Annotated in this window: 17 protein-coding genes; 10 read left to right on the forward strand and 7 right to left on the reverse strand. The window is 74.9% G+C overall.

Features of this window, described 5'->3' with window-relative positions; all coding sequences use genetic code 11:
* Positions 1-7: 7 nt before the first annotated feature.
* Complete coding sequence (locus BUE43_RS24580) at positions 8-1,969, reverse strand: ATP-dependent DNA helicase (protein ID WP_143174360.1); 1,962 nt, start codon at positions 1,967-1,969, stop codon at positions 8-10.
* Between the two features lie 143 nt (positions 1,970-2,112).
* A complete protein-coding gene (locus tag BUE43_RS24585) occupies positions 2,113-2,904 on the reverse strand; it encodes a hypothetical protein (protein WP_073487363.1) in 792 nt (263 codons plus the stop codon).
* Positions 2,905-3,003: 99 nt separating this feature from the next.
* Here BUE43_RS24585 and BUE43_RS24590 point away from each other — a divergent pair, with 99 nt between their 5' ends.
* Positions 3,004-3,447, forward strand: a complete 444-nt coding sequence (locus BUE43_RS24590) for a hypothetical protein (RefSeq protein WP_143174355.1) — start codon at positions 3,004-3,006, stop codon at positions 3,445-3,447.
* 93 nt (positions 3,448-3,540) lie between these two features.
* Here BUE43_RS24590 and BUE43_RS24595 read toward each other — a convergent pair whose 3' ends face one another.
* From BUE43_RS24595 to BUE43_RS24605, 3 genes are all read right to left on the reverse strand, one after another.
* The gene (locus BUE43_RS24595) at positions 3,541-4,137 is read right to left on the reverse strand and encodes a biotin transporter BioY (protein WP_234995893.1); all 597 of its coding nucleotides are present in this window, start codon (positions 4,135-4,137) and stop codon (positions 3,541-3,543) included.
* A gap of 504 nt (positions 4,138-4,641) precedes the next feature.
* Complete coding sequence (locus BUE43_RS24600) at positions 4,642-5,211, reverse strand: isochorismatase family protein (RefSeq protein WP_073487366.1); 570 nt, start codon at positions 5,209-5,211, stop codon at positions 4,642-4,644.
* A gap of 14 nt (positions 5,212-5,225) precedes the next feature.
* The gene (locus BUE43_RS24605; protein WP_073487368.1) at positions 5,226-6,527 is read right to left on the reverse strand and encodes a nicotinate phosphoribosyltransferase; all 1,302 of its coding nucleotides are present in this window, start codon (positions 6,525-6,527) and stop codon (positions 5,226-5,228) included.
* Positions 6,528-6,784: 257 nt separating this feature from the next.
* On the opposite strand from BUE43_RS24605, the gene clpS reads away from it, so the two are divergent.
* The 6 genes from clpS (at position 6,785) to BUE43_RS24635 (ending at position 10,755) form a co-directional block, all read left to right on the forward strand.
* Positions 6,785-7,096 (forward strand): ATP-dependent Clp protease adapter ClpS, encoded by a 312-nt coding sequence (clpS, locus tag BUE43_RS24610; protein WP_073487370.1) that lies wholly within the window; start codon positions 6,785-6,787, stop codon positions 7,094-7,096.
* A 15-nt stretch (positions 7,097-7,111) separates the two neighbouring features.
* A complete protein-coding gene (locus BUE43_RS24615; protein ID WP_073487373.1) occupies positions 7,112-7,705 on the forward strand; it encodes a DUF2017 domain-containing protein in 594 nt (197 codons plus the stop codon).
* Positions 7,706-7,757: 52 nt separating this feature from the next.
* Complete coding sequence (locus BUE43_RS24620; RefSeq protein ID WP_073487526.1) at positions 7,758-8,768, forward strand: P1 family peptidase; 1,011 nt, start codon at positions 7,758-7,760, stop codon at positions 8,766-8,768.
* Between the two features lie 192 nt (positions 8,769-8,960).
* Positions 8,961-9,416 carry a M67 family metallopeptidase gene (locus BUE43_RS24625; protein ID WP_327083476.1) on the forward strand — a complete coding sequence of 152 codons (456 nt, stop codon included), beginning with the start codon at positions 8,961-8,963 and terminating at the stop codon, positions 9,414-9,416.
* Positions 9,417-9,504: 88 nt separating this feature from the next.
* Entirely contained in the window at positions 9,505-9,783 is a 279-nt protein-coding gene (locus tag BUE43_RS24630; RefSeq protein ID WP_073487379.1) for a MoaD/ThiS family protein, read from the forward strand.
* 21 nt (positions 9,784-9,804) lie between these two features.
* Positions 9,805-10,755 (forward strand): PLP-dependent cysteine synthase family protein, encoded by a 951-nt coding sequence (locus tag BUE43_RS24635; protein WP_073487381.1) that lies wholly within the window; start codon positions 9,805-9,807, stop codon positions 10,753-10,755.
* A gap of 198 nt (positions 10,756-10,953) precedes the next feature.
* Here BUE43_RS24635 and BUE43_RS24640 read toward each other — a convergent pair whose 3' ends face one another.
* Complete coding sequence (locus tag BUE43_RS24640; RefSeq protein ID WP_073487383.1) at positions 10,954-11,826, reverse strand: SMP-30/gluconolactonase/LRE family protein; 873 nt, start codon at positions 11,824-11,826, stop codon at positions 10,954-10,956.
* 78 nt (positions 11,827-11,904) lie between these two features.
* Here BUE43_RS24640 and BUE43_RS24645 point away from each other — a divergent pair, with 78 nt between their 5' ends.
* Genes BUE43_RS24645 through BUE43_RS24655 form a run of 3 tightly spaced genes read left to right on the forward strand, consistent with a single transcriptional unit; the run spans position 11,905 to position 14,202 of the window.
* Positions 11,905-12,531, forward strand: coding sequence for a rhomboid family intramembrane serine protease (locus BUE43_RS24645; protein ID WP_073487385.1), 627 nt, complete (start codon positions 11,905-11,907; stop codon positions 12,529-12,531).
* A 10-nt stretch (positions 12,532-12,541) separates the two neighbouring features.
* Positions 12,542-13,426, forward strand: coding sequence for a glutamate racemase (gene murI, locus BUE43_RS24650; protein ID WP_073487387.1), 885 nt, complete (start codon positions 12,542-12,544; stop codon positions 13,424-13,426).
* On the forward strand, positions 13,423-14,202 hold the full coding sequence (locus BUE43_RS24655; RefSeq protein ID WP_073487389.1) for an MBL fold metallo-hydrolase: 780 nt from the start codon (positions 13,423-13,425) through the stop codon (positions 14,200-14,202). Before murI ends, BUE43_RS24655 begins: the two co-directional genes overlap by 4 nt.
* Before the next feature lie 38 nt (positions 14,203-14,240).
* On the opposite strand, the gene BUE43_RS24660 is transcribed toward BUE43_RS24655, so the two are convergent.
* Positions 14,241-14,783: a DUF2231 domain-containing protein gene (locus tag BUE43_RS24660; protein WP_073487392.1), complete on the reverse strand. Its 543-nt coding sequence runs from the start codon at positions 14,781-14,783 to the stop codon at positions 14,241-14,243.
* Positions 14,784-15,077: the final 294 nt, after the last annotated feature.

Raw genomic sequence — 15,077 nt, forward strand, 5'->3', positions numbered from 1 at the left:
CCGAGCGTCAGGTGTTGATGCGGCGGAGGGCGGCGCGGACGACCTCCGGGTCGTGGGTGGTCCAGAACGGCGGCAGGGAGGCGCGGAGGAACCCGCCGTAGCGGGCCGTGGCCAGCCGGGGGTCGAGGATGGCGACCACGCCCCGGTCGTTCATGGAGCGCAGCAGCCGGCCGGCGCCCTGGGCCAGCAGCAGGGCCGCGTGGGTGGCGGCGACGGTGAGGAACCCGTTGCCGCCCCTGGCGGCCACCGCGCGCTGGCGCGCCGAGGCCAGCGGGTCGTCCGGGCGGGGGAACGGGATGCGGTCCATCACCACGAGCTGGAGCGCCGGGCCGGGCACGTCGACGCCCTGCCACAGCGACAGGGTGCCGAACAGGCAGGTCGGCTCGTCCTCGGCGAACTGCTTGACCAGCAACGAGGTCGAGTCGTCGCCCTGGCAGAGGATGGTGTTCGGCAGCCGCTCCCGCAGCGCCTCGGTGGCCTGCTTGGCCGCGCGCATCGAGGAGAACAGGCCGAGCGCGCGGCCGCCGGCGGCCTCGACCAGCTCGGCGAGCTCGTCCAGGTACTGCGGGGGCAGGCCGTCCCGCCCCGGCTGCGGCAGGTGGCGGGCCAGGTAGAGGATGCCGCTGCGCGGGTGGTCGAACGGCGAGCCGACGTCGAGCGACGTCCACTTCGGACCGTCCACGGCGGGCGATCCGGTGTCGTCGGCCGGCGGCTCCTTCTCGGTGGCCGCGCCCGGGGCGCGGCGGCTCGGGGCCGGCGCCGGCGGCAGGCCCCACTGGCGGGCCAGGGTGTCGAAGGTGCCGCCCAGGGTGAGGGTCGCCGAGGTGAGCACCACCGAGCGCGGCCCGAACAGCCGCTCGCGCAGCAGGCCGCCGACGCTGAGCGGGGCGACCCGCAGCGCCGAGGGCCGGGTGTGGTCCTGGCCCACCCCGCCGGAGATCCACACCACGTCGTACCGGTCCTGCTCCGGCGGCTCGAAGGCCGTCAGCAGGCGGACCGCCGTGTCGTGCACCTCCTCCAGCAGGGCCAGCGCGAGCTTGCGGGCCGTGCTGCCCTCGACGTCCTCCTTGCGCTCGGGGCCGAGCGCGGTGACGCAGGCGTGCGCGGCGTCGCGGACCACGGCGACCGCGCCGGCCAGCGGTGTGGGCAGGTCGTCGAGCCGGCCGGGGGCGAGCTCGGCCAGGGTGAGGTGCAGGCCGTCGCCCGCCTCGGCCAGCCGGTCGGCGATCTCCTCGTCGACCAGTCGGCCGCACCGGCGCGCGGCCGCGGCGACCGCGTTCGGGGTCAGCTCGGCGGTCGCCACCGAGGTGACCCGGTCGACCAGGTCGTGCGCCTCGTCCACGACGACCACGTCGTGCTCGGGCAGCACGGGGTAGCCCTCCAGGGCGTCGATGGCCAGCAGCGCGTGGTTGGTGACGACGAGGTCGGCCTTGCCGGCCTCGGCCCGCGCCCGCTCCGCGAAGCAGTCCACGCCGATCGGGCACCGGGAGACGCCGAGGCACTCCTTGGCCGTCACCGACACCTGCCGCCACGCCTGCTCGCTGACGCCGGGCACGAGCTCGTCCCGGTCGCCGGTCTCGGTGTCCGACGACCACTCGTGCAGCCGCTTCACCTGCCGGCCCATGGCCGACACGGCGAACGGGTCGAACAGGCCGGGATCCTCCGGCTCCTCGGGCGCGCCGGTGTGCAGGCGGTGCAGGCACAGGTAGTTGCGCCGGCCCTTGAGGATGGCGAACCGGGGCTCCCTCCCCAGCAGCGGGCTGAGCGCCTTGGCCAGCCGGGGGAGGTCCCGGTCGACGAGCTGGCGTTGCAGGGCGATGGTGGCGGTGGAGACGACGACGGTGGCGTCCTCGACGACCGCGTGGCGCAGCGCGGGCACCAGGTAGGCCAGCGACTTGCCGGTGCCCGTGCCGGCCTGCACCGCCAGGTGCTCGCCGGTGCGGATCGCCCTGGCGACCGCCTCGGCCATCGCCACCTGGCCAGGCCGCTCCGCGCCGCCGACGGCCTCGACGGCCGCCGTGAGCAGCGCGGTCACGTCGGGGACCTCGTCGGCGTTCGCCGAGGGGAGGGGCTTGGTGGCTTGGAGGGAGGAGGCCGGCACGCCGAACCACGCTACCCGGCCGGACTGACCGCCACGTCGGCCTCCGCCAGGATGCGGCGGCCCACCTCCAGCGCGGCCCTGCCGTGCTCGGCGGTCAGCGGAACCGGTTCGCCCGCCCGGGCCGCGACCAGTTGGCGCAGCGGGTCGGCGAGGTCCGGCCACTCCCGGGCGGCCAGCTCGGCGCCCCGCGACTTGCTGACGACCTCGCCGGTGCGCAGCGTGTGCCACAACCGCGCCGGCCCGAACGCGATCCACATCACGGCGGTGGGCAGCACGGGGTCGCCCGGGCCGCGCAGGCCCAGCAGCGCGGCGGCCTGCTCCAGCAGCGGCGCCCAGTACGCGGCGAGGTTCTCCCGGCAGAACGCGTGGACCGCCGCGGCGTCGACGGGCGGGTGCGGGCGCTCGCCGCGCACGGTGACCCGGTGCCGGTCGAGCTGGAGCCAGGTGACGGGGTTGAGCAGGAACGCGCGGTCGGTGACGTTGAGCTCGCCGTCGTTGGCCCACGGCCCGGCCGAGGCGCGCTCCGGCGGTCCCGTCAGCTCGCCGGCCCTCAGGTACACCGCCTCGACGTGGACGCCGGGGCCGGTGTGCGCCGCGCCCAGCGCCGCCAGGTCGTCGGCGTCCGGCTCCCGAATCAGCTCGGCCACCACGTCCAGGTCGGAGACGCCGGGCCGGTAGTCGTCCAGCGCCGCCGAGCCGATCACGTGCAGGCCCGCGACCAGGCCGGGGGCTGCGGCGTCCAGGCGGGCCAGGTGCTCGGCGGCGGCCTCGGCCGCGGCCGGCGACAACGCGATGTCGATCACTCGGGGGACGGTAGCGGGTGACGACGATCCGGTGCCGGTTCCCTCACGGGACGGTCTCGGCGGGCGTTGGGCCGGATGGAGCAGGACAGGATGCTTCCCGTGCTGCCTCCCGCCCGTCCGTCCCGCTGGTTCCCGCTGGTGGCCGTCGCCCTGCTCGCGGCGACCGGCTGCCAGCCGCAGGAGCGCGGGCGGATCCTGGTCGGGCGGGACAAGAACGACGCGGTGATCGCGGTCCTCGGCACCTGCTCCGCGGGGGAGCGGGTGGAACTGGTGATCACGAACCGGGCGGCCGACGGCGAGGTGGCCAGGGCCAGCACCCGGACCAGGGGCGGGGTGCTGCGGGTGGGGCTCTACGGGCCGCCGCCGGGATGGGAGGTCGAGCGGTGGGACCTGCTGTCCAGCACCGGCCGGGTGCACGTCAACGCCACCGTGACCAACGGGCGGGGCGAGGTCGCCCACCGGCTCCAGCCGGTCGTCGTGGACCTGGACCGGGTGCGGCCGCTGGACGCGGGGGCCGACGAGGAGGCGCAGCGCACCTGCTGAGCGCGTCCCGGGGTCGGCGGGCCGGACGTGGAACGGCGTGTGGCGCGTGTCCCGGAGGACGCGCGCCACACGCCGGTCGAGCTGGGGTGGGTGTCAGCGCTGGATGCGCCGCACCAGGGCCCACGCGCCGGGCAGCAGGCCGGCGGCCAGCGCGATCTTGATCGCGTCGCCGACCAGGAACGGCGCCATGCCCTTGGCCAGCGCGGTGCTCAGGTCGAACCCGGTGACCGCCATCAGCCACGGCACGCCCACGGCGTAGATGGCCACGTTGCCGAGCACCATCGTGCCGGCGGTGCGCAGCGGGGTGCGGTCACCGCCGCGCGCGGCCAGCGCGCCCACCAGGGTGCCCGCGACCAGGAAGCCCACGACGTAGCCGAAGCTGGCGCCACCCGCGCCGGCCGAGCCGTTCGAGAACCACGGCACGCCGGCCACGCCGGCCAGCAGGTACAGCGCCATGGCGGCGGCGCCCCGCTGCCAGCCGAGGGACGCGCCCACCAGCAGCGCGCCGAGGGTCTGCGCGGTGACCGGGACCGGGCTGCCCGGCACCGGCAGCGCCACCTGGGCGAGCAGGCCGGTCAGGCCGGCGCCGGCGACGATCAGGGCGGCGTCGCGGACGGCGGCGCCGGGAACGAGGTCGGCGAGGACCGCGCGCGGGCGCGCCAGGCCGACCGGGTGTGCGGCAAGGGACACGGGGACCTCCTGTGACGGCAGTGCGCCGGGCGCTGGGACGAGCGCCAGGGGCACTGGGACGAGCACTGTGCCGGGGTCTTGCTCCCGGAGGCTAACCGGGCTGACCCCCGCTGGTCGTTGTCGACAACCGACAAAGATCCGCGGGCTGGTGACCGGGATCATGCGGCGCCCGGACCGCGCCCGGCTGGGGGTGGCGCCGGACGGCGAAGCGGGCCGCCGTCCAGCACACTCCCGGAAGTCCTTGCCAGTCAAAGAAGTTTTCGTACAGCGGACAGGTCTTGACGGGTGCCCGGTTCGGTGTTTGGCAAGTGGTTTTCCGGAAAAACCCGGCAGTTGTCCACAGGGGACTGAGTTGTCCACAGGGAGCGGCGCTGTGGTTTTCCCGGCCGGGGTGGGCCGATAGGCTGGAGCAGGGCTCGCCCCCCAGGGCGGGTGGGGGCTGTTCCCGGGTAGGGGAAAAACGGGACGGGCGACGTCCCGGAAGGCGCCGGATCGCGGGCGGGCTCAGGCCGCGTGCGGCGAGCCGACGAGGGTGACCCCACCGGCGCGGAGCTGGTCGAGGGCGCTGTCGACCGTCGGCCGGGCCACCCCCGCTGTGAGGTCGAGGAGCACCGTGGTGGCGAAGCCCTCGCGCACGGCGTCCAGCGCGGTGGCGCGCACGCAGTGATCGGTGGCGATCCCGACGACGTCGACGCTGTCCACGTCGTGCGCGCGCAACCAGTCGGCCAGGCCCGTGCCGTTCTCGTCCACGCCCTCGAAGCCCGAGTAGGCGGCGGACCGGGCGCCCTTGGAGAAGACCGCGTCGAACTGCCCGGTGTCCAGGTTCGCGTGGAACTCCGCGCCCGGGGTCCCCACGACGCAGTGCGGCGGCCAGGTGTCGACGAAGTCCGGCTCGGCGCTGAAGTGCGCGCCGGGGTCGACGTGGTAGTCCCTGGTGGCCGCCACCCGCTCGTACCGGTTCTCCGCCAGGTGCCGTGAGATCGCCGCCGCCACCTCGGCCCCGCCGGCCACCGGCAGCGACCCGCCCTCGCAGAAGTCGTTCTGCACGTCCACGACGATCAGTGCCCGCGCCATCGCCGCCCCACCCCTCACTCGGCGAAGAAGACGGTGGGGATGGCGGGTTCGCCGTGCGAGAGCTTGAGGCCCTCCCACGGCACGCTCACCAGTGCCCTCCGCAACCGCTGCCTGCTGTCCTCCAGGGTGGGCAGCCCGGCCACCACCTGTCCACCCCGCATCAGCGGGACCTGCAGCTCGCGGTCGTGCTCGCCGCGCTCCGGCTCGGGGCCGCCCCGGCGGTACACGACCTCCTCGATCGCGGTGCCGGTCGGCTTGTGCCGCCGCAGCGCCGCCTTGCGCCCGCCCTTGGATCCCTTGTGCGAGCTGCGCTTGGCCACCGGCCGGCCCTCGACCTCGACCAGCTTGTAGACCATCCCGGAGGTCGGCGCGCCGGAGCCGGTCACCACCGAGGTGCCCACCCCGTAGGCGTCCACCGGCTCGGCCCGCAGCGCGGCGATGGCGAACTCGTCCAGGTCACCGGAGACCACGATCTTGGTGTTGCGGGCGCCCAGCCGGTCGAGCTGCTCCCTGGCCTGCCCGGCCAGCACGCCCAGGTCGCCGGAGTCGATCCGGATCGCGCCCAGATCGGGGCCGGCCACCCGGATCGCGGTCTCGATGCCGGCGGTGATGTCGAAGGTGTCGACCAGCAGGGTGGTCTGCGTGCCCAGCGAGGCGATCTGGGAGCGGAACGCCGCCTCCTCGTCGTCGTGCAGCAGCACGAAGGCGTGCGCCGAGGTGCCGGCGGTCGGGATGCCGTACCGCCGGCCGGCCTCCAGGTTGGAGGTGGCGGTGAACCCGGCGAGGTAGGCGGCGCGGGCCGCGGCCACCGCGGCCTCCTCGTGCGCCCGCCGCGACCCCATCTCGATCATCCGGCGGCCGTTGGCCGCGGACACCATGCGGGCCGCCGCCGAGGCGATCGCGCTGTCGTGGTTGAGGATCGACAGGGCCAGCGTCTCCAGCACCACCGCCTCGGCGAAGGTGCCGGTGACGGTGAGGATCGGCGAGCCGGGGAAGTACAGCTCGCCCTCGGGGTAGCCGTCGACGTCGCCGCCGAACCGGTAGTCGGCCAGCCAGCCCAGCGTCGCGTCGTCGACCACCCCCGACTCGGCCAGCCGGCCGAGCTCGGCGTCGGTGAACCGGAAGCGCTCCAGGGCGGCCAGCAGGCGCCCGGTGCCCGCGACCACGCCGTAGCGCCGGCCGTCGGGCAGCCGCCGGGCGAACAGCTCGAACACGCAACGCCGTTGCGCCGTGCCGTCCCGCAACGCGCTGGCCAGCATGGTCAGCTCGTAGTGGTCGGTGAACAACGCGGTGCTGCCGGGCTGCGGAGCCGTCATAGCCGGTGAGCCTAGAACCGCCCGCGCCGGAACGGCGCTCCCCGTGGTCCGGACTGTGACGCAGGACCGAGTCGCAGGACCGAGTCGCGGGGCCCGGTCTCGGGGCCGGGTCGCGGGCCTGGGTCGTCCGGGCGCCGGCTCGACGGGGCGGGTGGCGTCGGCGGGCCCACTGGTCAGGGGGTCCTCGGCCGCGCCGCCACCGCCGCGAGCCCGCCCCGTCGCCGTTGCGTCCGGGGGGCGCGTGCCACCATGAAGACATGACCACGCCCGTCGAGCAGGAGCGGACGCAGGTCGACCCGGCCGTGGACGAGAGCGCCGCCGAGGTCGGGGCCGAGGACCGACCCTGGATGACGATCGTCTGGAACGATCCGGTCAACCTGATGTCCTACGTGACCTACGTGTTCCAGAAGCTCTTCGGCTACAGCCGGGAGAAGGCCACCAAGCTCATGTTGGACGTGCACCACAAGGGCAGGGCCGTCGTCTCCTCCGGGTCCAAGGAGAAGGTCGAGGGCGACGTGGCGCGACTGCACGCGGCCGGCCTGTGGGCGACCATGCAGCGCGAGTCGTGAGCGGGTGGGGACCTGATGGAAGGCTGGAAGCGCCACGGGGCGCAGATCGTCGGCGTGCTCGACCGGCAGGAGGCGGCCCTGGTCCGCGGCATGGTCGGGCAGATCAAGGACATGCTCGACGCCAGGGTGGCTGAGCAGCCCGAGGACGAGCTGGCCGCGTTGACCGGCATCCGCGCCGGCCACTCCTCCCCGCCGGAGGACCCGATCCTGGCCCGGCTGCTGCCCGACTTCCACCGCGTCGACCTGGACGAGCACGGCGAGTTGCCGGCCTCGGCCGCCGCGGACATGGACGCGGCGGCGGCGATGCGCTCGCTGCACGAGCCCGAGCTGCTGGACCGCAAGACCGGGGTGGCCGCGGTGGTGCTGCGGACCTGCCCGCCGGACGGCGGCGTTGCCCGGCTCTCCGAGGAGGAGGCCGAGGCGTGGCTGACGGCGATCAACGACGTGCGGCTGGCGCTGGGCACCGCGCTGCAGATCTCCGAGGACACCCCGGACGTGCTGCCCGACGACGACCCGCGCGGCCCGCACTTCGGGGTCTACCAGTGGCTGACCTGGGTGCAGGAGAGCCTGGTCCAGGCGGTGATCGGTGGGGACGAGTTCGCCAGCTGAGCCGGGTGTCGACGCGCCGGCGGCCGGCCTCGTGCCCGGGCCGCGCAACGCGGTGACGGACGTGCCCGGCGTCCTCGTCGGCCACCACCACCGGATCGGCGCCGGCTGGGCGACCGGGGCCACCGCCGTCCTCACCCCGGACGGCGCGGTGGGCGGCGTCGACGTCCGGGGCGGCGGGCCGGGCACCAGGGAGACCGAGCTGCTCGACCCGTCCCGGCTCGTCCAGCAGGTGCACGGGATCTGCCTGGCTGGCGGCAGCGCGTACGGGCTGGCGGCGGCCGACGGCGTGATGCGGTGGCTCGCCGAGCGCGGGCACGGCTTCCCCGTCGGCATCGAGCCGCACCAGGTGGTGCCGATCGTGCCCGGCGCGGTGTTGTTCGACCTGCCGCTCGGCGAGTGGGGCAACCGGCCCGACGCGGCGTTCGGGTACGCCGCCTGCGATGCGGCCGCGGACGGTCCGGTCGCCCAGGGCTGTGTCGGCGCGGGCGCCGGGGCGACCGCCGGCTCGGTCAAGGGCGGGATCGGCACCGCGAGCGCGGTGCTGCCCGACGGGGCCGTCGTCGGGGCGCTGGTCGCGGTGAACGCGCTCGGCGAGGCCGTGGACCGGGACAGCGGCCTGCCGTGGGCGCTCGGGTTGGAGCTGGCCGGGGAGTTCGGGCTGCGGGCGCCGTCGGCGGCAGAGGTGGCCGACGCCCGGCGCCGGCTGGTCAGCGCCAGGCAGCCGATGAACACGGTGATCGGGGTGGTCGCGACCGACGTCGCCCTGACCAAGGCGGAGTGCCGGCGGGTCGCCGTGGTCGCCCAGGACGGGCTGGCCAGGGCGCTGCGCCCGGCGCACTCGGTGTTCGACGGGGACACGCTGTTCGCGTTGTCGACCGGCCGGCGCGAGCTGGGCAGCGGTGCCGACGTGTACGCGGTGGCGAGCCGGGCCGGCGCGCTCGACGCCGTCGGCGCGGCCGCGGCGGACGCGGTGTCCAGGGCCGTGGTCCACGGGGTGCTCGCCGCGACGTCCCTCGGCGGCGTGCCCGCCTACCGCGACGTCTACCCCTCCGCGCTGGGCTAGCGCCGCCGCTCGGGGCGGGCGCGCGATCCGATCAGCCGCGCGGACAACTCAGGCGCGCGGCCCGGTCAGAGGTGGCGACACCGGGACGCGGCCGAACGGGTGTGCGCCCGGCCCCCGGACGGAGCCCGGCGGTCGCTCAGTGCGAGTTCTCACACCGTAGGACGGCTTCCGTTGGCCCGTAGGATGGGGCACGTGCTGGTGATCCGACGCGATCTGGTGGACGCGATGGTGGCGCACGCCCGTCGCGACCACCCGGACGAGGCGTGCGGTGTGATCGCCGGGCCGGAGGGGTCGGACCGCCCGGAGCGGTTCGTCCCGATGACCAACGCCGAGCGCTCGCCGACCTTCTACCGGTTCGACTCGATGGAGCAGCTCAGGGTGTGGCGGGAGATGGACCGGGCCGGCGAGGCGCCGGTGGTCATCTACCACTCGCACACCGCGACCGAGGCCTACCCGTCCCGCACCGACGTCTCGTACGCCTCGGAGCCGGACGCGCACTACGTGCTCGTCTCCACGCGCGACCCGCACGAGCAGGAGCTGCGCTCGTACCGGATCGTCGACGGCGTGGTCACCGAGGAGCCCGTCGAGGTCGTCGAGTCGTACATGTTCGCCCACACGGGCGCCGACGACGTTCCCGACTGTCGCTGAAACCCGCGCGCGTGGCGGCCCCGCCGAAGGCGTCGGCCCCCGCGCGCCCTTCGGCGTTGGTTTCCACTGTGGACAGGAGGTTCCACCCATGGCCGTGACCGTCTCGATCCCCACCATCCTGCGCAACCTGACCGGTGGGCAGAAGTCCGTCGAGGCGGCGGGCGGCACGCTCGCCGAGGTCATCGACGACCTGGAGAGCCGGCACGCCGGCCTGAAGGGCAAGCTGGTCAAGGACGGCAGCCTGCACCGCTTCGTCAACGTCTACGTCAACGACGAGGACGTGCGGTTCCAGGGCGGCCTTGAGGCGAAGGTCGCCGAGGGCGCCGACGTGACGATCCTGCCGGCCGTGGCCGGCGGCATGCGCTGATCCGGGCGGAGGTGGCCCGCCGTGGCCCGCTACGACTCGCTGCTCGACGCGCTGGGTGACACCCCGCTCGTCGGTCTGCCCCGGCTCTCGCCGTCGGACACCGTCCGGTTGTGGGCGAAGCTGGAGGACCGCAACCCGACCGGCTCGATCAAGGACCGGCCGGCGCTGGCGATGGTGGAGGCCGCGGAGCGGGAGGGCCGGCTGCGGCCCGGCAGCACCATCCTGGAGCCGACGTCGGGCAACACCGGCATCTCGCTGGCCATGGCGGCCCGGCTCAAGGGCTACCGCCTGGTCTGCGTGATGCCGGAGAACACCTCCGAGGAGCGTCGCCAGCTCCTGGCGGCCTACGGCGCGGAGATCATCTCCTCGCCGGCGGCCGGCGGCTCGAACATGGCGGTGGCGCTGGCCAAGCAGCTCGCCGCGGCCAACCCGGACTGGGTGATGCTCTACCAGTACGGCAACCAGGCCAACGCGGACGCGCACTACCGGGGCACCGGTCCGGAGATCCTGCGGGACCTGCCCACGGTGACGCACTTCGTGGCCGGGCTCGGCACCACGGGCACGCTCGTCGGCGTCGGCCGGTACCTGCGGGAGCACAAGCCGGACGTGCAGGTCGTCGCGGCCGAGCCGCGGTACGGCGAGCTGGTCTACGGCCTGCGCAACCTCGACGAGGGCTTCGTGCCGGAGCTGTACGACCCGGACGTGCTGACCGGCAAGTTCTCGGTCGGCTCGCACGACGCGCTGCGCCGGACCCGGCAGCTCCTGGAGGTCGAGGGGATCTTCGCCGGCATCTCCACCGGCGCGATCCTGCACGCCGCGCTGGCCGTGGCGGAGAAGGCGGCCGGCACCGGCGAGCGCGCCGACGTGGTGTTCGTGGTGGCCGACGGCGGGTGGAAGTACCTGTCCACCGGCGCCTACAGCGGCCCGCTGGAGGAGGCGGCCGCCCGCCTGGAGGGACACCTCTGGGCCTGACCGGCCCTCCCCGGCCGGGGATGCCGAAGTGGGACTGAGCCCCTGACGCGTGTGCCCCGCGCGCCAGGGGCTCCTCCGCGTTGGCAGCGGATCTCGGTCCTGGTCGATCCCCGGTCCCGGTCGAACCCGCGGCCCGGTCGGATCGGGGTCAGTGCCCTTCCGGCATCGCCGGCGGAGTGGGCGCGGACGGCCCGGCGGTCAGCCGGGGAAGGCCGGGGCGGCCACCCCGTTGCCGGCGTCGGGCAGCACGAGCAGCGAGCCGGCCAGCTCCTGCCCGGCCAGCGCGGACGCGTCGAGCCCGGCGCGGACCGTGGTGACGTAGAGATCGGTGAGGCCGTCGCCGCCGAAGCAGCACGCCGAGGGGCGGGTGACCGGCAGGTCGACGTGGCGGTCCAGCCGCCCGTCCGGCGTGTAGCGGCGGACCGCGCCGCCGTCCCACAGCGCGACCCACACGCAGTCGTCGGAGTCCACGCAGACGCCGGCCGGGAAGCCGGCCTCGGGCTCCACCTCGCACAGGGTGCGGCGGTCGGTCGCCCGCCCGGTGGCCGGGTCGAAGTCGAGCACGTCGATCCGGCGGGACGGGGAGTCGACGAACACCATCCGCCGGCCGTCGGGCCGCCACGCCACGCCCCCGCCCAGGGCCACGTCGTCCAGCACGACCCGCGCGGCGCCGTCCGGCTCCACGCAGGTCAGCCAGCCGCCGCCGGGCTCGCCGCGGTAGCGGAGCGTGCCGGCCCACAGCCGCCCGGTCGGGTCGATGCCGGCGTCCCCGCCGCGCATGCCCTCCCTGGCCCAGTAGACGAGCCAGCGCCGGGCGCCGTCCCGGTCCACCAGGGCCACGCCGTCCCGCAGGTTGAGCACCAGTCCGCCGGCGGCGCGGGGTTTGGCGGCGCCCACGTGTTGCGGGACGTCGAGCACGGCGTCCTCGTCCGGTCCGGGGGTGAACCGGTGCACCCGGCTCCCCAGCACGTCCACCCACAGCAGCGAGGAGTACGTGGCATCCCAGGTCGGGTTACCGCCGAGTTCGGCCTCAGCGCGCACCGCGACCTCGGTCGACCGATGATCACCCATGCGGGGCACCCTATTCGAGCGAGAACTCAGGGTCATTCCCGATCCCCGCGGGGCGCGCCGGTCCGTAGCGTGACGGGCGTGGACCCGACGCCCGTGCCCGCGCGCCCGACGACGAACCGCGTGCTCCCGCCGCGGCCGAAACAGGCCGCGGTCCTGGTGCTCGCGTGGACCGCGCTGCTCTACCTGATCGAGTTCGTCGACGTCGTGGGCTTCCGCGGCCGGCTCGACCAGTGGGGCGGCATCCGGCCGCTGGAGGTGTCCGGGCTCGACGGCGTGCTGTTCGCGCCGTTGCTGCACGCCAACTGGGAGCACCTGGCCGCCAACACCCTGCCGTTCCTGGTGCTGGGCTTCCTCGCGATGTCCGGCGGCCTCGGCCAGTTCGTCGCGGTCACCGCGGTGATCTGGCTGGTCGGCGGCCTGGGGACCTGGCTGGCCGGCGGCTCTGGCCTGCACGTCGGCGCGTCCGGCCTGATCTTCGGCTGGCTCGCCTTCCTGCTGGTGCGCGGCTTCTTCGCGCGCAGCTTCGCGCAGATCCTGCTCGCGGTGGCCCTGTTCCTCTACTACGGCTCCCTGCTGTGGGGCGTGCTGCCCACCACGAGCGGGATCTCCTGGCAGGGACACCTGTTCGGCGCGCTCGGCGGGCTCCTCGCCGCGTGGCTGGCGGTGAGGGCCGATCGGAGTAGGCGGCCAGTCACGCGCGGGTAGTGTCGGGGTCGTGACGCCCAACCCCAACGCCCCCATCGGCATCTTCGACTCAGGGGTGGGCGGTCTCACCGTCGCCCGCGCGATCGCGGACCAGATGCCCGGCGAACGCCTGCGGTACGTGGGCGACACCGCCAACAGCCCGTACGGCCCGAAGAGCATCGCCGAGGTGCGGCGCAGCGCGTTGGCGGTCGCCGACACGTTGGTGGCCAGCGGGGTGAAGATGCTGGTCATCGCGTGCAACACCGCGTCGGCGGCGTGCCTGCAGGACGCCAGGGAGCGTTACGACGTCCCGGTCGTGGAGGTCGTGCGCCCCGCGGTGCGCCGGGCCGTGGCCACCACCCGCAACGGGCGGATCGGCGTGATCGGAACGGTGGGCACCGTGCGCTCCCGCGCCTACGAGGACGCCTTCGCCGCGGCCAGGGACATCGAGGTCACCAGCGTGGCGTGCCCGCGGTTCGCGGAGTTCGTCGAGCGCGGCATCACCTCGGGCCGGCAGGTGCTCGGCCTGGCCCAGGGCTACCTGGAGCCGCTGCACCGGGCCGACGTGGACACCGTGATCCTCGGCTGCACGCACTACCCGATGCTGACCGGAGTGCTGCAGGTCGTCCTCGGCCCGGGCGTGACGTTGGTGTCCAGCGCCGAGGAGACGGCCAAGGACGTGTTCCGGCTGCTGGTCGAGCACGACATGCTCGCGGACAGCGGCGGGAACGGCGAGAACGGCGAGAACGGGGAGAACGGCACGGGTGAGCCGGCCGCCCCGGCGCACGAGTTCACCTCGACCGGCCCGGCCGAGCCGTTCGTCCGGCTGGCGCGGCGGTTCCTCGGCCCGGAGCTGCTGTCTGTGACGAGTGGCACAGACGGGGTGGTGCCCGTCATGCCACCCTCGCCCGTGTGATCCTCACCATTCTCGGCTGTTCGGGCAGCGTGCCGGGGCCAGGGGGCCCGGCCTCGGGCTACCTGGTGCGGGCGGGCGCGACCCGGCTGGTCCTCGACTTCGGCAACGGCGTGCTGTCGGCGCTGTCGGCGCACTGCGACCCGCTGTCGCTCGACGCGGCCCTGTTGTCGCACCTGCACCCCGACCACTGCGCCGACATGACCGCGCTCGCGGTGCTGCGCCGCTACGGCCCCCCGCCCCGCCCCGACGCGCCACTGCCGGTGCACGCGCCGAGCGAGGCGGCGTCGCGGCTCGCGGCGGCCTACGCGCCGAGCGCGGCCGAACTCGCCGAGACCGACCTGTCGGACGTGTTCGCCTTCCACCCGCTCACCCCCACGACGGTGCGGATCGGGGAGTGCTCCGTGACCGCCGCGCGGGTCAACCACCCCTGTGAGGCCTTCGGCTTCCGCGTCGAGCACGAGGGCGCGGTGCTCGCCTACACGGGGGACACCGCGGCGTGCGACGCCGTGGTCGAGCTGGCGCGGGGCGCGGACGTCCTGCTGTCCGAGGCGACCTGGCCCGACCTGCCGGACCTGCCCCGCGACCTGCACCTGTCCGGCCGGGAGGCCGGCGAGCTGGCCGCGGCGGCTGGCGTGCGGAAGCTGGTGCTCACCCACATCGCGCCCTGGTACGACGCGCACGCGGTGCTGGCCGAGGCCAGGGCGGCCTTCGCCGGCCCGGTCGAGCTGGCGGCGCCGGGCGCCGAGCACCACGTCGGGCCGGCCACCTCGGCCTGAGGCAGCCTGAGGCAGCGTGAGGCGGCTGTTCCGAGGGCTCAGGGGCCGGTGCCCTGCCACACGGCGACCGAACCCGAATGACCGACCCGGACCACCTGGACGGTGGTGGCCAGGGCCATGACGACGACCAGCGCGGTCGACGCCACGGCGATGCGGCGCCACGTGCGGGGAACCGGCGTCCGGGTGTCGTCGGTCCGCTGCGCCGCCGCCGCGTCCGCGAGGCGCTCCCGGTCGGCCAGCCGGCCCGCGACGAGCAGCAGCACCACCGTCACCCCGAAGCCCAGTGCGAGGGGGAGGAGCTGTCGCCCCAGCTCCTCGTGCCGCTCGATCAGCGGGTTGGGCCCGGCGGCGGTCAGCCGCGCCCTGAGCTGCTCCCCGGTCCGCTGCGTCACCGGCGTCGCCACCACGGCCAGCGCGGTCAGCGCGAGAACCGCCCAGCCGTATCTCCGGCGGAGCCCGCTGTGCAGCGCCAGGGCCACCGCGCTGATCGCGGCCAGCGGCAGCAGCACCACCGTGGCGTGCACGACCAACGGGTGCAGCGGGATGCCGTCGAGGGTGGTGAGCTCCTGCGCGGTCGTCATGCCGTCTCCGCTGTGTCTTGCGCGACACCCGCACCCGGTCGGTGGCTGTGGGCGGAGGAGAGGACATTGTCGCCCCCAGCCACCTCTGTGGCTTCTGCGGGGAATAGATCATTGTCACCCGCACCCGCCGCTGGCTCGCCGCGGACACTCACACCCGATCGGCGGTCCTGGGCAGGGGAAAGATGATTGCCTTCGACTGCCACCGCTGTGTTCTGCGGGACACCCGCGCCCGGTCGGTGGTCGTGGGCGGGAAAGATCATTGTCGCCCACGACCACCTCCGGAGCCGGCCGGCG

Source organism: Streptoalloteichus hindustanus, from assembly GCF_900129375.1.
GTDB lineage: Bacteria > Actinomycetota > Actinomycetes > Mycobacteriales > Pseudonocardiaceae > Streptoalloteichus > Streptoalloteichus hindustanus.